This window comes from Demequina litorisediminis (genome assembly GCF_030161615.1).
Lineage (GTDB): Bacteria > Actinomycetota > Actinomycetes > Actinomycetales > Demequinaceae > Demequina > Demequina litorisediminis.
In genome coordinates this window covers 1,945,282-1,970,126 of record NZ_BSUN01000001.1, presented here as the reverse complement: position 1 = coordinate 1,970,126, position 24,845 = coordinate 1,945,282, and the positions used below count along the sequence as shown (strand labels likewise).

27 protein-coding genes and 8 pseudogenes are annotated in these 24,845 nt (G+C 71.1%); 9 read left to right on the top strand and 26 right to left on the bottom strand.

The window, feature by feature from the left end:
• Positions 1-11: 11 nt before the first annotated feature.
• The 9 genes and pseudogenes from QQK48_RS12160 to mtrA form a co-directional block, all read right to left on the bottom strand.
• Complete coding sequence (locus QQK48_RS12160; protein ID WP_284328624.1) at positions 12-944, bottom strand: DMT family transporter; 933 nt, start codon at positions 942-944, stop codon at positions 12-14.
• Positions 945-984: 40 nt separating this feature from the next.
• Positions 985-1,455, bottom strand: coding sequence for a sigma 54 modulation/S30EA ribosomal C-terminal domain-containing protein (locus tag QQK48_RS12155; RefSeq protein WP_284328623.1), 471 nt, complete (start codon positions 1,453-1,455; stop codon positions 985-987).
• A gap of 28 nt (positions 1,456-1,483) precedes the next feature.
• Entirely contained in the window at positions 1,484-1,654 is a 171-nt protein-coding gene (locus tag QQK48_RS12150; RefSeq protein ID WP_284328622.1) for an HPF/RaiA family ribosome-associated protein, read from the bottom strand.
• A gap of 129 nt (positions 1,655-1,783) precedes the next feature.
• Positions 1,784-2,500 (bottom strand): ComF family protein, encoded by a 717-nt coding sequence (locus QQK48_RS12145; RefSeq protein ID WP_284328621.1) that lies wholly within the window; start codon positions 2,498-2,500, stop codon positions 1,784-1,786.
• 121 nt (positions 2,501-2,621) lie between these two features.
• Positions 2,622-4,346 carry an LpqB family beta-propeller domain-containing protein gene (locus QQK48_RS12140; protein ID WP_284328620.1) on the bottom strand — a complete coding sequence of 575 codons (1,725 nt, stop codon included), beginning with the start codon at positions 4,344-4,346 and terminating at the stop codon, positions 2,622-2,624.
• On the bottom strand, positions 4,234-4,935 hold the full coding sequence (locus QQK48_RS12135; RefSeq protein WP_284328619.1) for an ATP-binding protein: 702 nt from the start codon (positions 4,933-4,935) through the stop codon (positions 4,234-4,236). The genes QQK48_RS12140 and QQK48_RS12135 overlap by 113 nt, the downstream gene beginning before the upstream one ends.
• A complete protein-coding gene (locus QQK48_RS12130) occupies positions 4,925-5,464 on the bottom strand; it encodes a HAMP domain-containing protein (protein ID WP_284328618.1) in 540 nt (179 codons plus the stop codon). Before QQK48_RS12130 ends, QQK48_RS12135 begins: the two co-directional genes overlap by 11 nt.
• 212 nt (positions 5,465-5,676) lie before the next feature.
• A complete protein-coding gene (locus QQK48_RS12125; RefSeq protein ID WP_284328617.1) occupies positions 5,677-6,036 on the bottom strand; it encodes a hypothetical protein in 360 nt (119 codons plus the stop codon).
• Positions 6,033-6,717: pseudogene (gene mtrA / locus QQK48_RS12120) on the bottom strand (MtrAB system response regulator MtrA). The gene QQK48_RS12125 and the pseudogene mtrA overlap by 4 nt, the downstream one beginning before the upstream one ends.
• A gap of 94 nt (positions 6,718-6,811) precedes the next feature.
• On the opposite strand from mtrA, the gene QQK48_RS12115 reads away from it, so the two are divergent.
• The 6 genes and pseudogenes from QQK48_RS12115 (at position 6,812) to QQK48_RS12090 (ending at position 10,919) form a co-directional block, all read left to right on the top strand.
• On the top strand, positions 6,812-7,990 hold the full coding sequence (locus tag QQK48_RS12115) for a hypothetical protein (RefSeq protein ID WP_284328616.1): 1,179 nt from the start codon (positions 6,812-6,814) through the stop codon (positions 7,988-7,990).
• Positions 7,991-7,993: 3 nt separating this feature from the next.
• Complete coding sequence (locus QQK48_RS12110) at positions 7,994-8,146, top strand: hypothetical protein (RefSeq protein ID WP_284328615.1); 153 nt, start codon at positions 7,994-7,996, stop codon at positions 8,144-8,146.
• Between the two features lie 7 nt (positions 8,147-8,153).
• Positions 8,154-8,402 (top strand): hypothetical protein, encoded by a 249-nt coding sequence (locus tag QQK48_RS12105; RefSeq protein ID WP_284328614.1) that lies wholly within the window; start codon positions 8,154-8,156, stop codon positions 8,400-8,402.
• Between the two features lie 7 nt (positions 8,403-8,409).
• Entirely contained in the window at positions 8,410-8,634 is a 225-nt protein-coding gene (locus QQK48_RS12100) for a DUF4129 domain-containing protein (RefSeq protein ID WP_284328613.1), read from the top strand.
• A pseudogene (locus QQK48_RS20060) lies at positions 8,631-9,293 on the top strand (DUF4350 domain-containing protein); the annotation flags it as partial. The gene QQK48_RS12100 and the pseudogene QQK48_RS20060, both read left to right, overlap by 4 nt.
• Positions 9,294-9,965: 672 nt before the next feature.
• Positions 9,966-10,919 (top strand): annotated as a pseudogene (locus QQK48_RS12090) (AAA family ATPase).
• Here QQK48_RS12090 and QQK48_RS20055 read toward each other — a convergent pair.
• Positions 10,916-11,470: a hypothetical protein gene (locus QQK48_RS20055; protein ID WP_348523607.1), complete on the bottom strand. Its 555-nt coding sequence runs from the start codon at positions 11,468-11,470 to the stop codon at positions 10,916-10,918. The pseudogene QQK48_RS12090 and the gene QQK48_RS20055 sit on opposite strands and share 4 nt — an antisense overlap.
• Between QQK48_RS20055 and QQK48_RS20050 the strand changes: the two genes are divergently transcribed.
• Positions 11,445-12,215 (top strand): DUF58 domain-containing protein, encoded by a 771-nt coding sequence (locus QQK48_RS20050; protein ID WP_348523606.1) that lies wholly within the window; start codon positions 11,445-11,447, stop codon positions 12,213-12,215. The two genes, QQK48_RS20055 and QQK48_RS20050, sit on opposite strands and share 26 nt — an antisense overlap.
• Positions 12,216-12,252: 37 nt before the next feature.
• Here the strand turns inward: QQK48_RS20050 and QQK48_RS12080 are convergent, their stop codons facing one another.
• The 3 genes and pseudogenes from QQK48_RS12080 to QQK48_RS12070 form a co-directional block, all read right to left on the bottom strand.
• Entirely contained in the window at positions 12,253-12,474 is a 222-nt protein-coding gene (locus QQK48_RS12080) for a hypothetical protein (protein WP_284329473.1), read from the bottom strand.
• Positions 12,475-12,606: pseudogene (locus QQK48_RS12075) on the bottom strand (stage II sporulation protein M); the annotation flags it as partial.
• A 77-nt stretch (positions 12,607-12,683) separates the two neighbouring features.
• Positions 12,684-13,268, bottom strand: a pseudogene (locus QQK48_RS12070) (stage II sporulation protein M); the annotation flags it as partial.
• A 25-nt stretch (positions 13,269-13,293) separates the two neighbouring features.
• On the opposite strand from QQK48_RS12070, the gene QQK48_RS12065 reads away from it, so the two are divergent.
• On the top strand, positions 13,294-14,187 hold the full coding sequence (locus tag QQK48_RS12065) for an RDD family protein (RefSeq protein ID WP_284328612.1): 894 nt from the start codon (positions 13,294-13,296) through the stop codon (positions 14,185-14,187).
• Here QQK48_RS12065 and ahcY read toward each other — a convergent pair.
• The 5 genes and pseudogenes from ahcY to QQK48_RS20040 form a co-directional block, all read right to left on the bottom strand.
• Positions 14,181-15,625: pseudogene (gene ahcY, locus QQK48_RS12060) on the bottom strand (adenosylhomocysteinase). The gene QQK48_RS12065 and the pseudogene ahcY sit on opposite strands and share 7 nt — an antisense overlap.
• Positions 15,622-16,569 carry a cation diffusion facilitator family transporter gene (locus QQK48_RS12055; protein WP_284328611.1) on the bottom strand — a complete coding sequence of 316 codons (948 nt, stop codon included), beginning with the start codon at positions 16,567-16,569 and terminating at the stop codon, positions 15,622-15,624. Before QQK48_RS12055 ends, ahcY begins: the two are co-directional and overlap by 4 nt.
• Positions 16,570-17,990 (bottom strand): annotated as a pseudogene (locus tag QQK48_RS12050) (phosphomannomutase/phosphoglucomutase).
• Positions 17,991-18,007: 17 nt separating this feature from the next.
• Positions 18,008-18,187 (bottom strand): DUF3499 family protein, encoded by a 180-nt coding sequence (locus QQK48_RS20045; RefSeq protein ID WP_348523605.1) that lies wholly within the window; start codon positions 18,185-18,187, stop codon positions 18,008-18,010.
• 49 nt (positions 18,188-18,236) lie between these two features.
• A complete protein-coding gene (locus tag QQK48_RS20040; protein ID WP_348523604.1) occupies positions 18,237-18,368 on the bottom strand; it encodes a DUF3499 family protein in 132 nt (43 codons plus the stop codon).
• Between the two features lie 71 nt (positions 18,369-18,439).
• Between QQK48_RS20040 and QQK48_RS12040 the strand changes: the two genes are divergently transcribed.
• Entirely contained in the window at positions 18,440-18,844 is a 405-nt protein-coding gene (locus QQK48_RS12040) for a metallopeptidase family protein (protein WP_284328610.1), read from the top strand.
• On the opposite strand, the gene QQK48_RS12035 is transcribed toward QQK48_RS12040, so the two are convergent.
• The 8 genes and pseudogenes from QQK48_RS12035 to QQK48_RS20035 form a co-directional block, all read right to left on the bottom strand.
• On the bottom strand, positions 18,826-19,491 hold the full coding sequence (locus QQK48_RS12035) for a DUF5719 family protein (protein ID WP_284328609.1): 666 nt from the start codon (positions 19,489-19,491) through the stop codon (positions 18,826-18,828). The two genes, QQK48_RS12040 and QQK48_RS12035, sit on opposite strands and share 19 nt — an antisense overlap.
• A complete protein-coding gene (locus QQK48_RS12030) occupies positions 19,492-20,151 on the bottom strand; it encodes a DUF5719 family protein (RefSeq protein ID WP_284328608.1) in 660 nt (219 codons plus the stop codon).
• Positions 20,148-20,705, bottom strand: a complete 558-nt coding sequence (locus QQK48_RS12025) for a hypothetical protein (protein WP_284328607.1) — start codon at positions 20,703-20,705, stop codon at positions 20,148-20,150. Before QQK48_RS12025 ends, QQK48_RS12030 begins: the two co-directional genes overlap by 4 nt.
• Complete coding sequence (locus QQK48_RS12020) at positions 20,638-22,140, bottom strand: hypothetical protein (protein ID WP_284328606.1); 1,503 nt, start codon at positions 22,138-22,140, stop codon at positions 20,638-20,640. Before QQK48_RS12020 ends, QQK48_RS12025 begins: the two co-directional genes overlap by 68 nt.
• Positions 22,140-23,009 carry a glycosyltransferase family 2 protein gene (locus QQK48_RS12015; protein WP_284328605.1) on the bottom strand — a complete coding sequence of 290 codons (870 nt, stop codon included), beginning with the start codon at positions 23,007-23,009 and terminating at the stop codon, positions 22,140-22,142. Before QQK48_RS12015 ends, QQK48_RS12020 begins: the two co-directional genes overlap by 1 nt.
• Positions 23,010-23,290: 281 nt before the next feature.
• Positions 23,291-23,611, bottom strand: coding sequence for a WhiB family transcriptional regulator (locus QQK48_RS12010; protein WP_284328604.1), 321 nt, complete (start codon positions 23,609-23,611; stop codon positions 23,291-23,293).
• 83 nt (positions 23,612-23,694) lie between these two features.
• Positions 23,695-24,348, bottom strand: a complete 654-nt coding sequence (locus tag QQK48_RS12005) for a glycosyltransferase family protein (protein WP_348523603.1) — start codon at positions 24,346-24,348, stop codon at positions 23,695-23,697.
• Between the two features lie 70 nt (positions 24,349-24,418).
• Positions 24,419-24,829 (bottom strand): annotated as a pseudogene (locus QQK48_RS20035) (glycosyltransferase family 2 protein); the annotation flags it as partial.
• Positions 24,830-24,845 lie beyond the last annotated feature (16 nt).

Sequence of the window (24,845 nt, the reverse complement as noted above, 5' to 3'; positions counted from 1 at the left end):
GGACACAGTCACTACTCCTGACGACTCGGGAATCCTGAACCATCGTAGGGCGTCACGGCGGGGGCCTCGGCCCCGTCTCGCTGTGGGCGCAACAGGATGATGGCGCAGGCAAGTGCCGCTCCACCGGCGATGCCCCACGGGCCGATGCTCTCGCTGAGGACGAGCGCACCAAGCACGGCGGCAACCAGCGGCTCGAGCAGCGTGACGATCGTGGCGACGAACGGTGGCACGGTCACCAGGCCCGTGAGGTAGGCGACGTACGCACAGGCCGTCGAGACGATGCCCAACGCCAGCGCGTAGCCCCATCCCCCGACGCCGTGGGGCACACCCCAGCCGCCGATGAGCGCCACGGGCACCAGCATCACGCCGCCAGCGGAGAACGACAGCGCGGTGAGCCTGACCGCACCGAGTCCAGGCACGGGACGGCGGTTGGCGAAGGTCAGCGATGCGAATGCGGCGCCCGCGGCCAGCGCGACGCCCACGCCCGCGAGCGCGGCGTTGCCCGCGTCGATCGACCCGCCAAGCAGCGCGACGAGTCCCGCAAGCGCGAGCGCGAGGGCCGCGACGGTGCGAGGGGCGGGTCGGGTGCGGCCCACCACGGCATCGGCCACGGCGACCCAAAGGGGCGCGGAGCCGATGGTCGCGAGGGTCGCGAGCGACACTCCCGCGAGCGCGACGGCACCAAAGTAGAGGACCTCAAACAGTGCGGTGAGCGCACCGGTGAGGAGGATGCGCCGCACCATGGGCGCGCTGAGCGAGCGCGGAGAGAGGCGCCGTGTGACGGCGAGCAGAAGGGTCAGGGCAACGCCGGCGATGACCATGCGCCACATCGCGACGGAGACAGCAGGCACGTCCGAGTGGTCGGCGAGCAGGGCCCCCGCCACGCCTCCCGTGCCCCACAGCACAGCCGCGAGCACCACGAGGCCAAAATGAGAGGAGCGCACGCCGGCACAGTACCGGCGTGCGCTCCTGGCGCGTCAACGCTTAGACGGTTTCGAGTGCCTCGTCGTGCACCGGTGCCGCCTCAAGGTGCAGCACTCCGTAGGTCCATCCGCGACGGCGGTAGACCGCCGAGGGGAGGTCGGAGTCGGCGTCGTGGAACAGGAAGAAGTCATGGCCCACGAGTTCCATCTGGTCGATCGCCTCTGCCACCGTCATCGGGGCGGCGGCGTGGGTCTTGGAGCGGATGACGATGGGGGTGCCATCGATCGCGACCTCACGCGTGGCGTCGTCGGGCGCGCCCTCCCATGACTCGACGGATTCGACCGCGCCCTCGCCTGCCGTGACGGCGGGGTCGTCCTTGGTCTGCAGGTCCGTCACCACCTCGTGCAGCGATGGCTTTCCGACGTGGCGCTTGGCGCGGCGCTCGTGGAGCCTGCGCAACTGCTCGGTGATGCGGATCGATGCCTTCTCCAGCGCGACCAGTCGGTCGTCGGCCGAGGCTTCGGCACGCATCACCCCTCCCTTGCCATGGAGGGTGATTTCAACGCGCTCTCGATCGCCGGAGAGCCTTGGGGTTGCGTTCGTGGACGACGGTGACCTCGGCACGGGTCGCGCGGGTGGCGAGACCGGAGATCTTGTCCATCTTTTCGAAGATCTTCTCTCGCACGTCCTCGGAGACCTTGGTGTGACGTCCGACAATCGCGATGTCCATGGGTGCAGGCTCCTTCGCAGTTCTGAATGCGGCCAGGCGGCCTGGGGCTTGGGTGACTGCGGCGCCTCTCGCGCCTGCGGCATCACCTCCCCATACTCGAAGGTGCCGGCCCACGTGGCCGGTGGTCTCTCACCCTAGCCCCGAAGTAGCCGTCGCGCGACCAGCATCGGCGACGGCGAGGACGATCGCTCCCACGACGGGCACTCCCCTGCCCTCGAGCGACCTGAGGCAGGCCGCGAGGGTGGCCCCCGTGGTCATCACGTCGTCGACGAGCACCACGGCTTCACCCTGGGGAACGGGTGCCGAGGTCACGGCCGCGCTCATGCCTGACCAGCGCCTGCGCGCGGATCCTCCGCGCTGTTCGCCGTGTGCGAGCCGGACCACACGCCGATGTTTCACACCCGGAAGACCGCCGTCCCCTAGCCCCTCGACCGCGGCGGAGGCGAGGAGGGCTGCCAGGTCTCGCCCTCGCCGCCGCCTGGCGCCGGGACGCGAAGGCACGTCCACCACGGTGAGGCGCGTGGGGATCGCCGCGAGCGCGGGGGCGACGGCGGCTGCGGACCTGCGCATCGCATCGGCCAGCACGGCGTCAAGGTCGCGGCGGCCCGCGTCCTTCCAGGCGGCGATGAAGCCATGCGCGGGGCCCGCCAGCGTGGCGGGTGCCCACACGGGAAACGGCGCCCTGCCTTCCACGTCGAGGCGCGGGGCGAGTTGTTCGGAACGCAGCGGCGGCTCCCACCACACGGCCGCGCACGTGTCACACCACCGAACGTCGAGGGCGCCACAGCCGGGGCATTCGACGGGCACGACGGCGCGCACCACGTCCCTGACCGCCGTGGTCGCCACCTCGATGGCCCTGCGCGTTCCAGCCATGGGGCGACGGTGCCACGGCGTGCGCACGTTCTCACGGCATGCGCAGCGAGACGTTGACAACGGCCGATGCGGGCCGCGGCTGGGGACGACGCGCTCAGCCCGCGTAGGCGACGTCCTCCACGCCCTCGAGGACCGTCGCCCACGAGGTACCGGCGCGCTCCTCGACGGTCCCGTCCTCGCCCACCACGACGAGCGACGATTCTCCGGACCTCGCGGTCACCGTGTTCCCGTTGCGCAGGGTGACGAGCGCGGTGGTGAATCCGCCCACGCTCGCCAACCACAACGGCGACGCGGTGCCATCGACCGGCTCCCCGAGCACGGCGACCGTCAACGCATCGGTCCACGCGATGTCCACGCCTGACCCAATGCCTGCGCCGACACCGAGCGGCTCGCCGATGCCGGTCGGCACACCCTCGGCATCGCGCACAATCGCGGCCACCTCGAGGGACGCCTGCCCTCCCGCCTTCGACAACACAGCGATGCGGCTGCCGTCACGAGAGACGGCCAGCGACAGCACCGAGCGACCCGTGAGCCAGGTGTCGCCAAGGCTCAGGGGTTCGCCCTGGCCCGTGTCCACGAGGAGCGGGCCACCGGCACGCTCCACCGTCCACAGGTCGCCGTACCGGTCATAACTGGGCGGCAAGAGGTTCGAGCCTTCAATCACGGTGGCGGCGTCCACGGGTGCCGTGAGGTCACCCGCCTGTTCCACCGGCACCATCGCGTCGAATCCCACACTCAACACCGTGGTGGTCTGCACTCCGACACCGTCCGTGACGAACGCCGCCTCGGTGCCGTCGTAGGACAACGCAAGGCCGTAGGCGTCGGCGGCCACGGCACCCGTCCCATCCGGCACCACCAGGTCGTCGCCGTCCCACAGACCGAGTCGGTCATTCACGAGCACCGCCGCCGTCGCCTCGGGCACGGGCGGCTGTTCCAGTTCCACCTCGTCGTCTGCCGCGATGGGAAGACCGCCAATGCGCACGTCGACGTCGGTGACGTCTGGCAGCGAGCCAAGCGTCATGGTCAACTGCTCTTCAGCAAGCGCACGCTCCTGGGGCGTGCCCGCTGACTGGGCCGTGAGGTCGACCGTCGCGACGCCACCCTCGACCAGCACCGACTCCACCGCGAGCGCGGCGGTGGCGGGGAAGCCAGTGACCACCGCATCGGCCAGCCATGGCGATGGCCCCTCGATGAGTTCGCGTGCCGCGGCCGTGGCGGCATTCACGCGCGGGAGCCACCTCGGCTCCGGGGCGGCGGTGGTCAGGTCTGGCGTCGCGAAGACCAACTGCACGGCCCGGAAGAATCCCGTGAAGTTCGCCTCGGAGACCACGACCCCGTCGGCGAGCGAGGCGATGCGCCACTGGCCGTCATCGTCCTGCTCCATCTCGAACTCGACACGCTCGACCGTCTCGTCGGCGGCGTCGGTGAGGCGTCCGGAGTCGTCCACCGACGCGGCAAGCGGCACCTCATAGGTGACGGTGCCCGCGTTCTCGTCCCACTCGGGAGCGACAGCACCCGAGTCGTAGACGAGCGTGCGCGCGGACGGGTCCCACGTGGCCGCAGCCTCGGGAGTGAGGAACTCGCGCGCCACCGTGAAGTCCGAAGCGACGCCGCCCGCGGCGGCCGTGAGGAAGCCCGTCACGATGGCCGCGGGGCCGTCGGTCGCGCCCGGCCCCTGGACGATGGGCTCGAAGGGCTCGACGGGGTCAACGTCGGCGTCGCCCTCCTGCACGGGACCGTCCGTCGGAATCGAGGAACACGCCCCCAGGACGAGCGCCGCTGCCGTCCCCAGCGCGACGTATCGCATCGCATGCCTCACGGTGCCTCCTCCTCGAGCGGTGACGCGGGCGACGCCTGCGCCTGGTCGTGTGCGGCGCCGCTGCCGTGACGGCGGCCGAGAACTCCACGAGGCTCGCCGACGTTCGCGAAGCCCCCTGTCGCAGCACCAGCGGCAGCGGTGGGTTCTTGCCAAGGCCCTCCGAGGTGCGCGGCAGCAGCAACCGGAAGCTCGCCCCCTGGCCCGGGGCGCCCCAGACCTCGAGAGCGCCGTCGTGCAAAAGCGCATCCTCGCGCGCAATCGACAGCCCCAACCCGGTGCCGCCGAGAGTCCTCGCCCTGGCGGCATCGGCCCTCCAGAAGCGGTCGAAGACACGATCCACCTGCTGCGTGGTGAGGCCGACGCCGTAGTCACGCACCAGCACCGCCACGCCGCGTCGGTTCGACGCGACGGCCACCTCGACGCCTGCCTGCGACGCGTGTTCCACCGCGTTCGACAACAAGTTGCGGACGATGCGCCCCACGCGCGGGCGATCGATGGAGGCCGTATGTGGCCCTGGCCCCATGCGCATGGTGAGCGTGATACCGAGCCCACCCGCGACCGGAATCATCGCCTCGACCTCATCGCGCACCAAGTCGCCCACATCCATCGCCTCGAACTCCGCCTGCGCCGCGCCCGCGTCGATGCGGGAGATCTCCAGCAGGTCCGCCAGCAGCGCCTCGAACCTGTCGAGCCTGGGTGCTGAGCAGTTCGGCCGAGCGCGCCGCGGCGGGATCGAAGTCCTCGCGTGCGTCGTGCAACACGTCGGAAGCCATGCGAATAGTCGTCAGCGGGGTGCGGAGCTCGTGCGAGACGTCGGAGACGAAGCGACGCTGAAGCCGCGACAGGTGCTCCATGCGGGTGATCTGGCGTTGGAGCGACTCGGCCATGTCGTTGAACGTCTGCGCGAGGGTGGCCATCTCGTCGTGACCACGGACCTTCATGCGCTCGGACAGGCGCCCCTCGGCCAGGCGGGAGGCCACCCTCGCCGCCTGCCGGACGGGCCGCACCGCCTGGTTCGTGACGTACCAGGTCATCACGACCACCAGCCCCACGAGCACCACGGCGCCGATCGCGAGCACCTGCTGGATAAGCGCGAGGGTGTCCTGCTCGTCGGACAACGAATAGACGAAGTACAGGCTCGTAGGGGCCCGCCACCCCCAGATCGAGCGGGGTGCCGACCACCACGCCGGGCACTTCCGACTCGGGAAGTGCGACGAACTGCCACGACAGGGACTGACCATCCGCCACCGCCGCGCGCATGTCGGTGGAGACGGCGGGACCGATACCGGTCGGGAGCGCACCCACCAGCAGTGGAAGTTGCGAGGTGTTGTCAGGAGAACGCAGGACCACGATGCCGCGCTGCGACCCGCCCACGGACCGCAGGCTCGATCAGGAGGTCAAGCACGAACTGCTGCATGTCGGCGGCGTTGGCCGCGGTGGTCGACGACGCGAGGTCCTGCGCGGTCGCCGCGTCGCGGGCGGACTCCGCCAGCACACGGTCGACGCGGTCCTCGACGAGTCCGTCGCGGATCTGGGTGGTGGCATACGCCCCCAGCAGCATGACCGTGCCGATGCCGATCACGAGCGTGGTCGTGACGATGCGCAACGACATCGACCGCGACCACCGGCGAGTCGCTGACCTCACCGGGGCGACGAGCGCGGCGCCGATGGCGCGCGCCGAAACTCTCACGGCGTGTGGCTGCCTGCCTTGTACCCGACGCCGCGCACGGTCTGGATGATCTCCGGGTTCTCGGGATCACGCTCGATCTTGGCGCGCAGTCGCTGGATGTGGACGTTGACGAGGCGGGTGTCCGCCGCGTGGCGATACCCCCAGACGTCCTCGAGGAGCACCTCGCGAGTAAACACCTGGCCAGGCGCGCGGGCGAGCGTGGTGAGCACGTCAAACTCGAGCGGCGTCAGCGGGATCAGGTCGCCGTCGCGGGTGACACGGTGACCGGTGACGTCGATCTCGAGGTCGCCGATGCGCAGCACCGGCGCCGCGGCCGAGTCGTGGCGCCTGAGGCGAGCGCGCACACGCGCGATCAGGCTCTCGCGGCTTGAACGGCTTAGGGATGTAGTCGTCCGCGCCGGACTCCAGGCCAAGCACCACATCCACGGTGTCCGACTTCGCGGTCAACATGATGATGGGGACGCCGGACTCGCCGCGGATCTCACGGCAGATGTCGATGCCCGACCGTCCGGGCAGCATGAGGTCGAGCAGGATCACGTCCGGCTGTTCCGCGCGGAACACGTCCACCGCGCGGTCGCCATGGTCACAGAAAATCGGATCGAAGCCGTCGCCGCGCAGGACGATGCCGATCATCTCTGCGACAGCGGGATCGTCATCGACCACCAAGATACGTGCCGTCATGCCGCCATCTTGCCATGCGACACGTCCCGGCCCCCAGGACCCCGCGCCGCGTCGCACCCGCGTGGCAGGATAGGGCCGGTCAGGGAGGATGCACGTGTCGAACGTCGAACCGCAGGACCCCACCGCGCCGCCCCAGTGGCCGGGCGCAACACCCGACTCCGGAGTGCCCGCATGGGTGACCCCGGCATCGGGCCAGTCCGGTGCCGCGGCGCAGCCGGGTGCCGGCCCTGGGCCCGGCGCACCCGTCCCCCCTCACGCCGCGCCTGGCCCCGCGCAGTACACGACGTCGAGCGCGTCCGTGCCGACCTACGCGGCGCCCACCTACCGTTCGTGGCAGCCCGGCATCCTTGCGCTCAAGCCGATGTCGTTCGGGGACTTCCTCAGCGTCCCCTTCCGCGCGATCCGGTACAACCGGGGCGTCATGCTCGGCGCGCCCTTGCTGTTCACCCTCGTCTCCACCATCCTCACCCTTACCGCGCTGTGGGTCGTGTTCAACGACCCTCGGCTCGGCCTGTTGTCCGTCGCGCCCACCATGTCGGGAATCTCGGGCGAATCCATCGGACTCATCGTGATCGCGGTGGCGTGCATGCTGTTGGCCGATGTGCTGTCGAGCTCGATCATTGCCCCCGGCGTCGCTCGCGCCGTGCTGGGCGAGCGCATCACCATCGGAACCGCCTGGCGGCAGGTGCGCCGTCGCCTCGGGTCGCTGGTGCTCCTGTACCTCACCGCCTTCGCCTCGATGTGTGTGGTCGGAGGCCTGGCGCTGCTTCCTCTCCTCCTGCTGATCACCGGCGATGGTGGAGCGATCGCCATCGGCATCCTGCTCACCCTCGTCGCCTTCGCGCTGTGCGTGCCCGTGTTCCTCGCGATCACGCTGCTGCAGGGCATCGCGCGCGCCCTCATCGTGCTGGAAGACGTCTCTATCGGGGCGGGCCTCAAGCGGACCTTCTCCCTCATCAAGGGCCGCTTCTGGTGGTCGATCCTGATCGCCTTCGTCACGCTGCTGCTGATCAACATCGCGGCGGGTGTGGTCCAAAACGTCGGACAGTTCGGCGCGCTAGCCGTCGGTGCCATCGCCCCCGAGTCCGATGTGATCTTCGGCATCGCGTTCTTCGTGGTCTACGGTCTCGCCTACGTGCTGTCGATGCTGATGGTCTACTCCTACCTCGGGGCGGTCTTCGCGCTGATCTACATCGATCTGCGCATGCGCCACGAGGGATTTGACATCGACCTGGCGCGAGCCGCCGAGGCGCGCGCCGCCGGACGGGCCTGACACATGCACCTCACCATTCCGGTGGAGCCGGACGCCGACGAAGCGCGTCGCTGGGCCACCGAGGAGCCTCGCCAAGTCCGAGTATCAGACGGAGCCCTCGACGTGGCTCGACTCGATCTCCCGCTGGATTCAGGACTTCATCAACGGCTTCGGTGACTTCGGCGTGGGCTTCTCGCCCGGCGGCACCATCGCCGTGATCGTGCTCATCGCCGCGCTCATCGGTCTCGTGGTATGGCTCGTCATGGGGCCGATGCGCCGGTCGCGAGCCGCCGCGGCATCGGCTCCCGTGTGGGAAGACGACGCCCGCAGTGCCGAGGAGATGGAGGCCGCCGCGCGCGGTGCCGCCGACCGCGGCGACTGGGACCTCGCCGTCACCGAGATCTTCCGCGCCACCGTGCGCAAGGCTCGATGATCGCCGCGTGGTCGACGTCGCCGACGGCATGACAGCCGACGAAGCGGCACGCGCGATCGGCGCCGCGGTGCCTCACGAGGCCCTCGCGGTGACCCAGGTGGCGACCGACTTCGATGTGGCACGCTACGGCTCGGGCGGGCTGACCTCCCGCGCGTGGGAGCGCGCGCTGTCGACCTACGCGGCGCTGGGCTCGGCGCGACGGGCCGCCGCCGTCTCGGAGGCCTCCGCATGAGCGTGGACTACGCGCGCGCGACCGAGCGCCCCTCGGTCGCGTCACGCGCCCGCAAGCGCCCCGGAGCGCTGATCGCCGCGGTGCTGTTCGTGGCGATCGTGGTGGTGCTGGTGTGGTCCGCGCGCCCCCAGGACTACACGCCCCTGTCCCCCGGCAACGCCACGCCCGACGGCGCTCGGGCCGCAGCGGAGATTCTGCGCGCCCAGGGTGTGGACGTCCGCAAGGCCTCGACGCTCGGGTCCATCAGGGTCACCGATCCGGCGGACACCACGCTGGTCGTGGCGACGCCCGACCTCCTTCAGGACTTCCAGATCGACGCGCTCCTGGAGTACCCCGGCGACCTAGTGTTCCTGGGCGCGGATGACCGCGTGCTGACCGAGACGGACACGGGCCTTGCCTGGGATTCCTCGTGGGGCGCCAGCGTGCGCGCCCCCGCTGCTTGCGACGATCCCGACGCCCTGGCCGCCGAGCAGATCGACGTGGGACCTGACCTGGTCACCGGCATCGCCGGGGCCGACGTGGTCGCCTGCTTCCCCCACCCGGACGGCGGCTACGCGTACGTGGACGTGATGCGCGACGCGGGGCGTCTCACCATCCTGGCGTCGCCGCAGATCGTGACCAACGAGCACCTCGACGCGGCGGGCAACGCGGCACTGACGCTGCGCACGCTCGGTCGCCACCACCACCTTGAGTGGTACGTGGCCGACCTCTACGACTCGTCGGTGCCCGCGTGGGACGGCGGCGACGGCGTCGAGCCCCCGTCATCGGTGGAGACCTCCCCCGACTTCTTGCCACCTGGCACCCTTGAGGCGGCCTTCGCCCTGGGCCTCGCCGTGGTCGTGGCAGCGCTGTGGAAGGCGCGCCGCTTCGGACCGCTCGTCCGCGAGCCGCTGCCCGTCGTGGTGCGCGCCTCCGAGGCGACCCGTGGACGCGCCCGGCTGTACCGCCGCGCCGGCGCCTCGGGACGCGCCACCGCGGCGATGCGCGCTCACACCGCCACCCGCATCGGCCGCCGCCTTGGTGTTCCTCGCAGCGCCGGCGCCGACGCGCTCGTTGACGCTGTAGCACGAGCCACCGGGCGCGACCGCGCCCACGTGGCACACCTGCTGTACGGCCCGCCGCCTGCCGACGACGCCGCCATGATGTCCCTGATCGCCGAGCCTCGACACCTTGGAAAGCGAGGTTCACCGACCGTGACCGACACCCCCGAGCAGCCCCTGCACGACACCGCAGCACCCACGCCGGAGCCCCCTGCACCGGCCCCCGCGGACACCGGTGCGGCGCCAGCAGCACCTGCCACCGCACCCGCGGCACCCGCGGCACTCGCGCCCGTGACATCCGATGCGCGCGCGGCCCTCGGCCGCGTCCGCACCGAGGTCGGCAAGGCCGTCGTGGGCCAGGACCAGGTCGTCACGGGACTCGTCATCGCGCTTCTGTGCCGCGGCCACGTGCTCCTCGAGGGCGTCCCCGGAACCGCCAAGACGCTGCTGGTGCGCACGCTGTCGCGGTCGCTCGGGGTCGAGTCCTCGCGCGTCCAATTCACCCCCGACCTCATGCCCGGCGACGTCACCGGCTCGCTCGTGTACGACGCCCGCACGGCGGCGTTCTCGTTCCGCGAGGGCCCGGTGTTCACCAACCTCCTGCTGGCCGATGAGATCAACAGGACTCCCCCGAAGACTCAGTCGTCGCTGCTGGAGGCCATGGAGGAGCGTCAGGTCACCGTCGACGGCGACTCGCGCCCCCTGCCCGACCCGTTCCTGGTCATCGCCACCCAGAACCCCATCGAGTACGAGGGCACCTACCCCCTGCCCGAGGCGCAACTGGACCGCTTCCTGCTCTGCTGCCCGTGCCCCTTCCCGCCCGTGAGGCGGAGGTCGAGGTGGTGCGCCGTCACGCGGCGGGCTTCGACCCCCGTGACCTCGACGCCGCGGGTGTCCAGACGGTGGCGTCCATCGATGACCTCGCCGCCGCCAGGGCCGAGGTCGCGACCGTGACCCTGAGCGACGAGGTCGCCGGATACATCGTCGACGTGTGCCGCGCGACGCGTGAGGCGGCGTCGGTGGCCGTGGGCGTGTCCCCGCGTGGTGCAGCCGCCCTGATGAAGACCGCTCGCGCGTGGGCGTGGATGCGCGGCTCGACCTTCGTGACGCCCGACGACGTGAAGACCCTCGTGGAGTGGACCCTCGCGCACCGCATTCAGTTGCGGGCCGAGGCTGAGCCTGGAGGCGGTCACCACCCGCGCGGTGCTGGCCTCCGTGCTCGCCTCCGTCCCCGTACCGCGCTAAGCATGTACATCACGGGGTGGACGGCGCTGCTGGCGGCGCTGGGAGCGGTGCCTGCGGTGTGGTCCTCCGGCCGCACGTTCGCGTGGGTGTGGGTGCTGAGCGTCCTCGCGCTCGCCGCGATCGATGCGTGGCTCGCGCCGCGCGCGACGCAGGTGGGAGTGAGGCGCACGGCTCCCGGCGCCGTGCGCCTCACCGAGTCCACCCACGCCACCCTTGAGGTCGCCAACCTCGGCCGCCGGCGGATGCGCCTCACGGTGCGTGACGCGTGGCAGCCGTCGGCAGGCGCCGACGACACGCGTCATCGCCTCAGGCTCGCAGGCGGCGAGTCGATGCGCCTCACCACGGGTCTCACCCCGACCCGGCGAGGTGACCGGCAGGCGGATAAGGTCACCGTCCGCGTCGCGGGCCCCCTGCACCTCGCGGGACGGCAGCGCTCCATCGAGGCCAGCGGACATCTGCGCGTGCTGCCCGAGTTCGCCTCGCGCCGCCACCTCCCCTCGCGCCTGGCGCGCCTGCGTGAGATCGATGGCCAGACGGCCGTTCAGGCTCAAGGGCGCGGGCAGCGAGTTCGACTCGCTACGCGAGTACGTCATCGGGGACGACGTCCGCTCGATCGACTGGCGGGCTTCTGCCCGTCACGCCGACGTCCAGGTGCGTACCTACCGTCCCGAACGCGACCGCCGGGTGCTCACCGTGCTCGACACCTCCCGCATGTCGGCCGCCCGCGTGGGCGATTCCCCTCGGCTCGACGCGTCCATCGAGGCCACGCTGCTCCTGACGGCGCTAGCCTCCCGCGCGGGTGACCGCGTTCAGGTCACCGCCTTCGACCGTGTGGAGCGGGCTCGTGCCGCAGGCACCAGCGGCCCCGCCGTGATGCCAGCGCTCGCCGATGCCCTCGCCACGGTCGAGCCCGCATTGATCGAACCGGACTGGGCGGCCGTGGCTCGCCTCGTGCAGGGACGCCTCAGCCAGCGCGCGCTCGTGGTGCTCCTGACCACGATCGACGTCTCGGCCATCGACTCGGGGTTGCTCGACACGGTGCGCTCGCTGTCGCGCTCGCATGTGGTGCTCGTCGCCTCGGTGGACGACCCCGACGAGGTAGCGATGCTTGAGGGCCGCGACGACGTCCATGCGGTGTACTCCGCCGCCGCCGCCGCGCGCGCCAGGATCGAGCGCGACGGAGTCGGCATGCGGCTGCGCCAGATGGGCGCAGAAGTCGTCCACGCCGCTCCCGACGACCTCGCACCGGCCGTCGCCGACCGCTACCTCGCGCTCAAGGCGGCGGGACGCCTCTAGGCTCACGCCCGGCGCGACCGCCGGGTCACGGCACGCGTTAGGAACTCACCGCGACGGTGTCGACCGCGAAGTCGCCGTCCACGTCCCCGGAGACGCTGCGACGCACGGCCACCTTGCCGAACGCGAACACGTAGATCCAGAACGCCGCGAACGCCGCGACGCCGATCAGAACCTTGATCGCCCACGGGATCGCCGCACCGGTGATGAAGCCCTCGATGAGTCCGGAGATCAGCAGGACGACCGCGAGGCCGAGCGCCACACCAAACGCCGTGCGTCCCTCCTGCGCGAGGGCCTCGCCGCGCGAACGGGGTCCGGGCACGAGCATCGTCCAGAACAGGCGCAAGCCAGCGGCCGCGGCCACGAACACCGCGGACAGGCTCCAGCAGCCCATGGGGAGCAAGCAGGCTGGAAGAACACGTCGAGCAGGCCCGCCTCGGCCATCACGGCACCGGCGACGCCCAACTGGATGACGGTGTTGTACAGCAGGATGAGCGGGTAGATTCCCGTGATCCCCAGGGCGATGCACTGGGCGGCGATGAACCAGTTGTTGGACCACACGGAGGCGGCAAACGACCCCGAGTCGTACTCGACGTAATAGTTCGCGAACTCGTGATTGGCGATGGCGGCGCGGGCCTCGGCGTCGCCCACCAACGCGAGCGACTCCGGGTGGTTCAGCGTCCACCAGCCGGACAGCGTCGCGAGCGCGACCACGGCGAGCGACACGATGACGCCCCACCATCGGACGCGGTAGAGGGCCGCGGCAAGCCCGTACAGCAGGAAGTGGCGCACGGGATGGGTCGACGACTCGTGTGCGCCCGTCAGCCACACGCGCGCGCCCGCCACCAGAATCGACAGGCGCGTGACGAGCGCGGGCTCCGGAGCGGCCGAGCGCACCGCCGAGAGGTCGCCCGCCGTGGCTTGGTACAGGCGCGTCAGTTCATCCGCCTCGGCACCTGTCAGGCGCCGACGGCGCGTCAGTTCCTTGAGACGCGCCCAACGGGGCTCTCGCGCTCGGGTGAGGGCATCGACATCCACGCCGCTACGATGCCACATGACACCGACGACGCGCGGAGGAACCATGCAGGACGACGAGATCCTCATCGGAGAAGGCGTGGCCCTGTCCACAGGCGCGGCCCCCGTGACGCTTCGCATGCTCTCCGGCATCATCGACATGCTGGTGTACGGCGCGACGGCCTTCTTCGCCTTCACCGCCATCGCGAACACCCTTGGCGGGGTCCTCAATGGCGCCGCGTGGCGCGCGGTCGCGATCATCACGATCGTGGCGACCCTGGTGCTCTTGCCTGCGACCGTGGAGACACTGACCCGCGGCCTGTCCACAGGCAGGCTCGCCGTGGGCGTGCGAGTGGTGCGCGACGACGGCGGTCCCATCGCCTTCCGCCACGCCTTCATCCGCGCGTTCCTGGGGCTCTTCGAGGAGTACATGACGCTCGGCATGCTCGCCATCACGTCATCGTTGCTCTCGGCGCGCGGGAAGCGGCTGGGGGACATCCTGGCGGGCACCTACGCGATGCGCGTCAGGGGCGGCACGAAGTCGCTCCCGCCGCTCGTGATGCCAGCCCACCTGGCCCCCTGGGCCGCCAGCGCCGACATGCGCCGGCTTCCCGACGGTCTCGCGCTCACCAGCAGGATGTTCCTCGCGCGCGCAGGCGCGCTACGCCCCGACTCCCGCGCCCGCCTCGGCACCGACCTCGGGGCACGCGTCCTCGAGCACGTGTCGCCTCCCCGCCCGCGGGGACGCACCCCGAGTACGCCATTGCCGCGGTGCTCGCCGAGCGTGCCTCGCGCGAGTACGGCTTTGAAATGGGCCGCCAATCCAGGGCGGCCGCCGAGGACGCGCGGGTCAGCACCCTGCCCTACGGCGTGCGCGACGTCGAAAACTAGCGCGGCCGCATCGGCCACTCCCTTGAGGAGCGCCGATGCGGCCGGCAAGTCGCGCGGGACGCGTCAGTAGCGGTAGTGGTCCGGCTTGAACGGACCGTGCTGGGGGACGCCCAGGTAGTCGGCCTGCTCCACCGAGAGCCTCCGTGAGCCGCACGCCGAGTGCGTCGAGGTGGTCACGCGCCACCTTCTCGTCGAGCACCTTCGGGAGACGGTGCACGCCGAGCGGGTAGGCGTCGAGGTTGACCCACGGCTCGAGCCTGCGCGAGGACCTGGTTGGCGAAGGAGGTCGACATCACGAAGGACGGGTGGCCCGTCGCGTTGCCAAGGTTCAGCAGGCGGCCCGCGGACAGGATGATGACGGAGTGGCCGTCGGCGAACGTCCACTCGTCGACCTGGGGCTTGATGGGCTGGTGCTTGGCTCCCGAGCGCGCGAGTCCCGCCATGTCGATCTCGTTGTCGAAGTGGCCCACGTTGCCCACGATCGCCTTGTCCTTCATGGCGGCCATGTGCTCGACGCGAATGATGTCCTTGTTGCCGGTGGTCGTCACGAAGAAGTCGGCGCGGTCGACCACGTCTTCGATGCGGGCCACCTCGTAGCCGTCCATGGCGGCCTGCAGCGCGCAGATGGGGTCCACCTCGGCGACGACCACGCGGGCACCCTGGCCCCGCAGCGCCTCCGCGGCTCCTTACCCACGTCGCCGTATCCGGCGACGAACACTAGCTTGCCGCCGATGAGGACGTCGGTGGCGCGCATGAGGCCGTCGGGCAGCGAGTGGCGGATGCCGTAGCGGTTGTCGAACTTGGACTTAGTGACCGAGTCGTTGACGTTGATCGCGGGGAACAACAGGCTCACCGCGAGCGTGCATCTGGTCCAGGCGGTGGACGCCGGTAGTGGTCTCCTCGGAGGAGCCGAGGATGCCCGCGGCCATGCGCGTGAAGCGCGTGGGGTCCGCCGCGAGGGAGCGGCGCAGGACCTTGCGCATCGACTCGACCTCCTCGTTGTACGAGGGGTCCTCCTCCTCGAGCGGCGCGGGCACCTCGCCTGCGGCCTCGAAGCGGACGCCCTCGTGCACCAGGAGAGTCGCGTCGCCGCCATCGTCGAGGATCATCGTGGGGCCGTCGAAGCCCTCCCACGTGAGGATGCGGTCCGTGTACTCCCAGTACTCGTCCAGCGTCTCACCCTTGATGGCGAACACGGGCGGGCCCGCGGGCGCCGAGAACGTGCCGGGGCCCACCACGACGGCCGCGGCGGCATCGTCCTGCGTCGAGTAGATGTTGCACGATGCCCAGCGCACGTCGGCGCCAAGCGCGGTCAGCGTCTCGATGAGCACCGCCGTCTGCGTGGTCATGTGCAGCGATCCGGCGATGCGGGCGCCTGCGAGCGGACGCGAGTCGCCGTACTGCTCCCTGAGGCTGGTCAGGCCGGGCATCTCCTGCTCGGCCAGGCGGATCTGGTGGCGGCCTGCCTCGGCGAGGGCCAGGTCGGCAACAACATGCTCGTGGGTCACGGGGTGTTCTCCTTGTCGGGCGCGGGCTCGGTGAGCACATGCCGCAGGTCGGGTTCGATGAAGATCAGGCGGGCGACGGGTACCGCCTCACGGATGCGGCGCTCGGCGTCGTCGACGTCGCGCGCCAGGACCTCAATGGTGGTGCCGGGGCGGACTCCCACCTTGGCCGCCACCATCAGGTCGTCCGGCCCCAGGTGCATCGTGCGCAGGTGGATGATATCCGTGAGGGCCGAGTCGGCGAACGCGGCGCGGATGCGGCCGAGGTCCTCCTGCGTCGCGGACTCGCCCATGAGCAGGGACTTCGTCTCACGCGCCAGGATGATGGCGTTGGTCACGAGCAGCAGGCCGATGAGGGCGGTGCCGACCGCGTCCCAGATTCCGTCCCCGGTGATGAGGGTCATCGAGATGCCGAAGAAGGCGAACACGAGGCCCACCAGGGCCGCGGAATCCTCGAGCAGGATCACGGGGATCTCCGGGGAGCGTGAGCGCCGGATGTAGGCGAACCATCCCAGGTCGCCGCGGCTCTCGTTCGCCTCCCGCACGGCCGTGCGCAGCGACATCCCCTCCATTGCCATGGCGATGAGGAGGACCACGAGCGGCACCCACGCCCACGACTCGATCGGCTCGGGATCGTGCCACTTCTCCCACGCCTCGAACAGCGAAAACAGCCCTCCGAGGGAGAACAGCATGATCGCGACGAGAAACGCGTAGTAGTAGCGGTTCCTCGAGTATCCGAAGGGGTGGGTGTCGTCGGCGGCCTTGAGAGCCTTGCGCTTGCCCACGAGCAGCAGAATCTGGTTGCCGGAGTCGACCACCGAGTGGATGGCCTCAGCGAGCATCGAGGAAGCGCCGGTGAGGGCCCAGGCGGCGAACTTGGTGACGCCGATGCCGAGGTTGGCTGACAGGGCCGCGATGATGGCCCTGGTGCCCTCCCCCTCGGCCACCTAGGCCTCCCGAATGAGCGCGAGCGCGCGGTCCCGGATGTCCTCCATGACGGAGGCGTCGGCGGCCTCGACGTTCAGGCGCAGCAGGGGCTCCGTGTTGGAGGCACGGACATTGAGCCACCATCGGGGCTCGGCGTCCCAGTGCGACAGCGTCATGCCGTCCAGGCCGTCCTCGACCGCGCCTTCGGCGGCGAAGGCCTCACGCACGCGGGCGCGTGCGGCGTCGGCGTCCGCCACCGTCGAGTTGATCTCGCCGGAGGCAACGTAGGGGTCGCGGGGAGCGATCATGGCGCTGAGCGGACCGTCCTGCTCGCCGAGGGCCGCCATCACGTGCATCGCGGCCAGCATGCCGGTGTCCGCGTAGAAGAAGTCGCGGAAGTAGAAGTGGGCCGAGTGCTCGCCACCGAACACGGCGTTGAGGTCGGCCATCATCGCCTTGATGTTCGAGTGCCCCACCTTGGAACGCACGGGCGTGGCGCCCGCCGCGGCAGTTGTTCGGGCACTGCCCGCGACGAGATGAGGTTGTGGATCACGGTGGGCTGGCCGCCCGCAGCGGACTCTCGCGCCGCCTCGCGCAGGCCCACCAGCGCGGTGATCGCCGAGGCGGGAACCACCTGGCCGCGCTCGTCGACCACGAAGCAGCGGTCCGCGTCGCCATCGAAGGCGAGGCCGAGGTCGGCGCCGTGCTCCAGCACCGCGGCCTGGAGGTCCACCAGGTTGGCCGGGTCGAGGGGGTTGGCCTCGTGGTTCGGGAACGTGCCGTCGAGCCTCGAAGTACAGGGGGACGATGTCGAGCGGCAGGCTCGGCGAGGCCCGCGGCGGTGCCGAGCACGGCGGGCACGGTGTGGCCCGCCATCGCGTTCGCGGCGTCGACCACCACCTTCAGCGGACGAATGGCCGTGAGGTCCACGAGGGTGCGCAGGAACGCGCCGTACTCGGCGAGCATGTCCTGACCGGTGGCGTCACCGCGGCGCTCGGCGACGGGGATGCCGTCGACGAGGTAGCGCGCCGTGAGGTCACGGACCGCGCCAAGTCCGGTGGTCTCGCCGACGGCACGCGCGAGCGGGCGGCACATCTTCATCCCGTTGTACGCCGCGGGGTTGTGCGACGCCGTCACCATGATGCCGGGCAGGCTCCAGGACACCGGATGCGTGGTACAGGCCATCCGTCGAGCACAGCCCGATCTCGGTGACGTCGACGCCGCGGTCGCGCAGCCCCGTTCCGACGGCGGCGACCAGCCCCGGCCCCGAGTCGCGCATGTCGTGGCCGATGACGACCCTGGTACCGCCCTCGGGCAGCACCACGGCATCGGCAAAGGCGGCGCCGATAGCGCGAGCGACCTCGTCGGTCAGGTCGTCGCCCACGATGCCGCGGACGTCGTAAGACTTGATGAGGCCGGTGAGATCGGGTGCGTGGTTCACGCCTGCAAGGCTAACGCCTAGCCGTCGGAGGCGACCACGCGGAGGTGTCCACGGCGCGGCTCGGAGGCCACCGGTGCGGCGACGGGAGCCAACGGCGCGGGGGCCGGGCGGCCCGCCTCGCGCACCGCCCGTGCCAGGGCGTCAAGGTCATCGGGCGTGGGGCCGGCGTCGATGAGGTCCTGGTGAATGTGCACCACGTCCCACCCGCGCGGCGCGGTCAGGCGGTCGGCATGCAGGGCGCAGAGGTCATAGGCTGTGCGGCTCCGCCTGAGCGGACAGGCGGCCCACCACGACCGTCGAGTCTTGATAGACGTACGTGAGCGTCGCGGCCGCGGCGCGGGAGCACGACGTGCGGGAGCACTGACGGGTGGACTTCACACACGGGACGCTACCCCCGGCGAGCGAGTGGTGGCCACTGCCACGCCGGGGCTGCGGGTAGCCTCGGGTGCATGGGCAGGCGCGATCGTCACGACAGGGGGCTGCGCTCCCCGCTCCTTCCCTATGACGTGCCCGCGTGGACGTCTCGCGCCGAGCAGTTCGATGACCTGGTCCGCGATGCCGTCGAACGCCTGGAGGGCCGCTGGGCGGGTGAGTGGGGCCGGGTCGAGTTCGGGACAGAGGACATTCCGCCGTCGGACCCCACGCCGTGGGAGACGGGGGTGCCGCTCGGCAGGCTGTTCCCCGCAGACCTCGGGCAGCCCGCCCGGGTCGTGCTGTATCGCCGCCCCGTCGAACTGCGCGCGGACGGTCCCGAGCGCGCCGCGCTGGTGCGAGACCTCGTGGCGGAGCACGTGGCTCACCTGGTGAACCGTGACCCCGAGGACGTGGATCCCGACTACGGGTTGCCCACGTAGGGCCCTGGCACCACACGCACCACCCGGTCGGGGACGGTGGTGGGCTGCGGCGACAGCGTCGTGACATAGCCCGCGTCGGCATCGTCCACTCGCAGGGTCCAGGCAACCGGGTCGCTGCTCGTCACCACGGTCCCTGCGTCGACGTCGACGGGGATCTGCACCGTGTGGCCCGCCGCGATGTCCTCGTCCACCACCGTCTCGCCCGCCTCGTCGGTGAGCGTGAGGTGGCCTCCCGAGGTACCGGCAACGACGATGGTGGTGGCACCTTCCGGCACCACCAATCCGCGCTCGACCTCCGTCGGTTCTTGACCCTCGGTCCAGGCCAGGTCCAGCGCGTTGTCCGCACCGGAGTCGGCGGGGGCCTCGCGCGCGACCGACACCATGGCGGCGGCGGCGACAGGCGTGGTGGATTCGACGCGGACGGCGGCGACCCCGCCTTCGGGGATGGCGATGTCGGTGACCGCCCCCTCGTCCACCGTCACCGTGGTTCCCGAAAGCCACGACTCGGTGCCGTCCTCGCCCAGCAGCGTCAGCGTGAGGTCCGCCCCTCGGGTGCGACCACCCGCAGGGAGCCTGAAGCCTCGCCCGTGACGGGCGCGGCGATGGGCACGATCTGATCGGTGAAGGTGCTGGTGCCTGTGGACCACTCAGTGCCCGCCGCGACGAAGCCCGTCAGGCGCGAGTCCTGAAGCGCGGCGCTCACGCCCACGCCACCCGACTCGACCTGGATGGCCAGCGCGGGCACCTCGGCCTCGACACCCTCGAGGAGGATGGACTGCTGTGAGCCCGGTCCGAGCGTGATGGATGTGGGGTCTGCGAGCCTGGCCGGTGGGCCCATGGAGCGTCACCCTGGCGCGCACGGAAGCCTCCGACGAGTTCGACAGCACCAGGCGCGCGCTCGAGCCGAGCGAGGTTGAGCCCGCCACGATCCACTGATCCTGACTCGCCGCGGTACACGATGCCCCGGCGAGACCCGCGATGTCTCCACCGCCCACGCGTTCAATCTGCGAGGCGACGGCGGAATCGACCGCGGTCCCCTCCCCCATGTCGACGCCGTCGGGAGACACGGTGAAGGTGCGGTCGTCAGAGCCCGCGTCAAGGTCCGCGTCACCCGATTCGATGGCGCCCACGGGCACCTCGAGGGGGCCGGGACACGCCAGCGGCAGCGCGGTGGGTGTCACCGCGATCTCCTGGACCTCTGCCGCCACCGGCTCCGCCGCTTCCGGCAGGTTCACGAGGGACGCCGCCGCCACCAGGCCCGCGCCCACGCCGAGCGGCACCAGGCGCGCAAAACGGGAGGCTCTCATACCCGGACCTCCTTGAACGTGCGCGTTCGCAGCGGGATCGCACCCAACGCCGCCCACGCGAGCGCGGCGGCTCCCAGCCACCACCAGAGTCGATGCGAGGTGTCGTCGAACGCGACGGCCACCCGGCCATCGGCGGGCACGGCGAAGGCGACGCGGCCCAGTGGGTCCTCGACCCGTTCCAGCGCCACCCCATCGAGCGTTGCGGTCCACGCGGCATCTTCCGCGGCCGCGACCACCAAGGTGCCCGCCGCGGTGACGTCGCCGCGTCCGGCCGAGCGGCCCATGTCGAGGACAGTCACGTCTCCCTCGTCGGTCTCCACCCAGGCCCGTGACACCGGCACACCCTCGGTGCGGTTCACGCGCCACGAGGTGCCGCGATCCGACGAACCGAGCAGGGTGAGGTCCGGGGCCTGCGCAAGAGAGTCCGCGACGGTGTCCGCCCCGGGCTCCGCGACCACGACGCCGATGCCCCACTCGGCGAGTGCGTCACCGGCCCCTGCGACGGCGCCGAGTAGGTCGGCGGTCGCCTCGGCGAGGACGTCGGCGCCCACCACGGTGAGGCCGTCGGTGCGGACGGCGGAGCGACCATCGGCCAACAGGCTCGCCAGCGGTGGAGATCACCTCCGTGCCGTCGCCCGCGACCACGGTGGCGGTCACGGTGTCGCCCGATTCGCCGACCAACAAGACTCGTGCCCGGGTGGACTGGTCCTCCTCGAGCGCTGCCACGAGCGGGATCACGTCGCGGGAGGTTGCCCGAACCGTGGAGGCGTCGTCGCGGGGCGGCCAGGCGACGGCGAGCGCGTGTCCGGCCACGGACACCAGGATGACGGCGGTGCCGAGCGCTGCCCCGCTGCGCACCACGATGCGCTGCCAGCCGCGCCCCACCATGGTGACGGAGTCGAGGCCCGCCGCAGCGGCGACCATCGCGCCCACCGCGACCACGCTGAGGCCCGCCCCGGCCCAGCCGTTGACGGCAGACGTGCCCGCCCCGGCATCGGGCGACACGACCGTGGCCGCCGACACCGCGGCGGTGCCCACGCCGAGCCCCATGAGGACCAGGCCACCCGTCACGGCGCGCCAGCGCCGGCCGCCGAGCGCCGCCACGGCGACGGCCACCAGCACCACGGCGACCATCGCGCCTGAGGCGACTGCGAGGATCGCGGGCACGCCGCCGACAGTGCCGAAGGGGTCAAGGAGAAGGTCGAGGACGGACGCGTCCGATGCGGCGGAAGGCCCCGGCTCGCGGGCAAGGATGCTGACCGCGTCCGCGGTGCCAATCCCCTGCTCGACGGCCGCGATCAGTCCGGGTAGACCGATGACAAGCGCGGGCAACGCCATCGACATGATGCGCCAGCGTGAACCGCGCGCCAGCAGGCCGAGCACCACCAGGAAAACCACCGCGGGAGCCAGCAGCGCCGGTGCGGCGATCACACAGCCACCGAGCGCCAGGGCGCCGGCCATCGCGGCGGACGACGAGGGCAGGCGGACAGCGGGATACTCCTCGCCGTCGCCCAGGCGCTCGCCACGGTGCCAGCCTCCGCCTCGCGCTACGCCAAGCGCCACGACGGGAAGCAGGACGTGCACCATGACGGCCCCGAGCCGCCCCTCGTCGATCGAGATGAGGAACGCCGGCATCAGCGCGTAGGCCCCGGCGGTCAGCGCGCGAATCCACAGCGAGCGGGTGAAGGCGCCCACCGCGCCCCATGCCGACATGGCGGCCCACAGCGGAGCGAGGGACAACAGCAGGCCGATGCCCACGGCCAGTCCACCCGGCACGAGGGCGAGGGGCAAGAGCAGGGGCGCGAGGCCACCGTCGATCGATGGCGCGCCGAGCGACTGCTCGGTCCAGCCGCCGAGTCCGCGATCCCACAGGTCGCCGAGCGACACGTCGGTCACGCCGAGCGCATCCCCCACCAGCATGTCTCCGCGCACCACGGCCAGCAGCCACGCGCCGTGCAGCAAGGCCGCGACGGCGGTGACCGCGATCATCAGGCCGACCCAGACCTGACGGCGGCGACGGCGTGCGAGGTCGGCTCGGTGCGGGCGACGTCCGAGGGGGCCGATGCCGCCCGCCAGGTCTCGTAGTCACCCCATTCGCGCACGCGGATGTCGTGGCGCACCTGCCGGCCCGTGGCGAGAAGCGCCTGTTCGGCGGCGCGCGCGCGGCGTCCGCGGCCCGCGGTGCGGGTGACGAGCGCGCGGGAACTCCTCAGCCGAGGCAGCCGCGCCAGGACGCGCACGGGAACGGCGAGATCGGCGGCCAGCAGGCGCGCGTCGTTCTGCACCACGCGGATGACGGCGCGCCACGCGGCGGAGACGAAGGGCGCGATCAGCAGCGGAAGGATCGCCCACCATGACGCATACGCGAGCGCGTGGAACCACTCGGCCGCGCGGCGGGCGCCATAGGTGTCGCGGCGCGAACCATCGTGCTCGCCGCGGCGTGCGTAGAGGCTTTCCTGCGCGTGACGGACGCGGGCCTGGGGGACGACGACGACGTCACCGCCGGAGCGCCAGACGCGGCGGCAGAAGTCCAGGCTGTCGCCCCAACCGTCATACGCGGGGTCGAGTCCCTCGAGGCGCTCCCATGTGTCGCGGCGCACCAGGGCGCCCGCGAGGGAGACGGCGAGGACGTCGTCACGGGCGTCGTACTGGCCCTGGTTGACGTCGTCCTCGTCCACGAGCGTGACGCGCCGCGCACCGGTGCGCGTGGTGGTGGTGCCGAGGCTGACGAGACGCGAGGGGTCGTCCCAGCGCACCTGCACTGCGCCGATGACCGCGGCCCTGCCACGCTTGCGCGCGGTCGCCGTGAGGGCCGCGAGTGCGCCCGGCAGGGGGCGGAATCGTCGTGAAGGATCCACAGCATCTCGCCCGGCTGGGCGGGGTGCGCGGCGAGCGCAGCATCGACGGCGGAGCCGAAGTGCGGCGCCGCGCTACGGATGAGGGTGGCGTCGGGGTGGTCCGGAGGTTCGGGAGGGTTGGCCCCTCCCACGAGCACCAGGTCGATGCTGTCGGGGACGGGGTCCTGTTGGGTCAGGGCGTCGAGGACCGCGGCCAGGCGCGGGGACTGCCCGTCGCTGACCACTACGGCACGCACCACCAGGCGCGCCGGACTCATACCCTTCCCACGCGGACTGACCGGCTAGACGGCGCGGCGCTTGAGCCTGCGCCGCTCGCGCTCCGACAGCCCACCCCAGATCCCGAACCGCTCATCGTGAGCAAGTGCGTATTCGAGGCACTCGGATCGCACGTCGCAGGAGGCACACACCTTCTTTGCCTCACGAGTGGAGCCGCCCTTCTCAGGGAAGAAGGCCTCGGGATCGGTCTGAGCGCATAGCGCGCGTTCCTGCCATGCCAGGGGGCCGTCATCCTCGACGCCGTCGAAGATGTCCACCACCGACGCCAGTGTCGGGGATGGCCTGCCCGCGTCCGAGGGCACTGCGCCTTCGTAGATATTCCACATAGGCTTCCCTCCGATTTCACCGCAGAACGAGGACCTGCGATGTAGGAATTACACCTGTGTAATCCGCCTGCGTCAAGTCGAGATCAGCGGACGCCCCGCAAGAATCCCGCTCCCCAGGCCAGGTGCATGGTAATTAGCACCAGCGGCATCCGGAGCGTGGCATCGCTCCCCGCGCGTGACGCGAGCAGGGCCGAGGCCCCCAGCACTCCCGCGAGGTAGCCAAGCGGCAGTATCAGCAGCCACGAAAGCCAGGCCGCACCAGCGACGATGCCGAGCAGGCCGAGCACGAGTCCGGCGGCCACCGCCACCGTCATCATCGGCGCGGCGAGGTAGCGTGGCGAGCCCGTGTCGGGGTGCAAACGCACCACCTCACGGCGCCACTGACCGGTTTTGAAGAACTGGCGAGCGAGGTCGCGCCACGAGGCGCGCGGGAAGTACGGCACCTGCATCTGTGGCACAAACCACACGGTGTAGCCCGCGTGGCGCAGGCGCAGGTTCAGTTCCCAGTCCTGCGCTCGCACAAAGTGGGAGTCGTATCCGCCCACGTCTTCGAGCGCTTCGCGCCGGAAGGAACCGAGGTAAACGGAGTCCGCTCGGCCCGCGACGCCACCCTGACGGTGCCCCGCTCCACCGAGGCCCCACACGGAGGACATGGCGACGGCGACCGCCTTCTGGAAGGGGGTCGTGCCTTCGGGCACCATGCGGCCGCCCACGTTGCCCGCACCGGTGGTGCGCAACGCATCTACGGCAAGGCTCGATGTAGCCGCGGGGCATCATCGCGTGGCCATCCATGCGGACAATGACGTCGTGACGCGCGGCAGCGATCGCGACATTCAAGGCATCCGGGGTGCGGCCGGAGGGATTGTCGACCACCGTCACGCGGGGGTCGTCCGCCAGGGCCGCCGCAACCCGCTCGGTGCCGTCTCCCGACGGCCCCACCGCGATCACGACCTCCACCTCGCCGCGGTAGCCGGTCGACAACACGGCGCGAACGGCGTCCCTGAGATGAGCAGCCTCGTCACGGACGGGAAGGACCACGCTGACCGGCGGGCGAGCCGGCAGGGGCGGAAGAGAGGTCACGTGCACCAGGGTAACGGCGCGCTCACCGTGGTCCCGCTGACCCCCACCCGATAGTGTGCGGTGAAGGCGGGGCAGCGGTGCCGCGCAAGAAGGAGTGGCCGTGAGTTCGACGTCCGGTGGAGCCCCGCAGCACAGCATGCATGGCGCGCGCCGG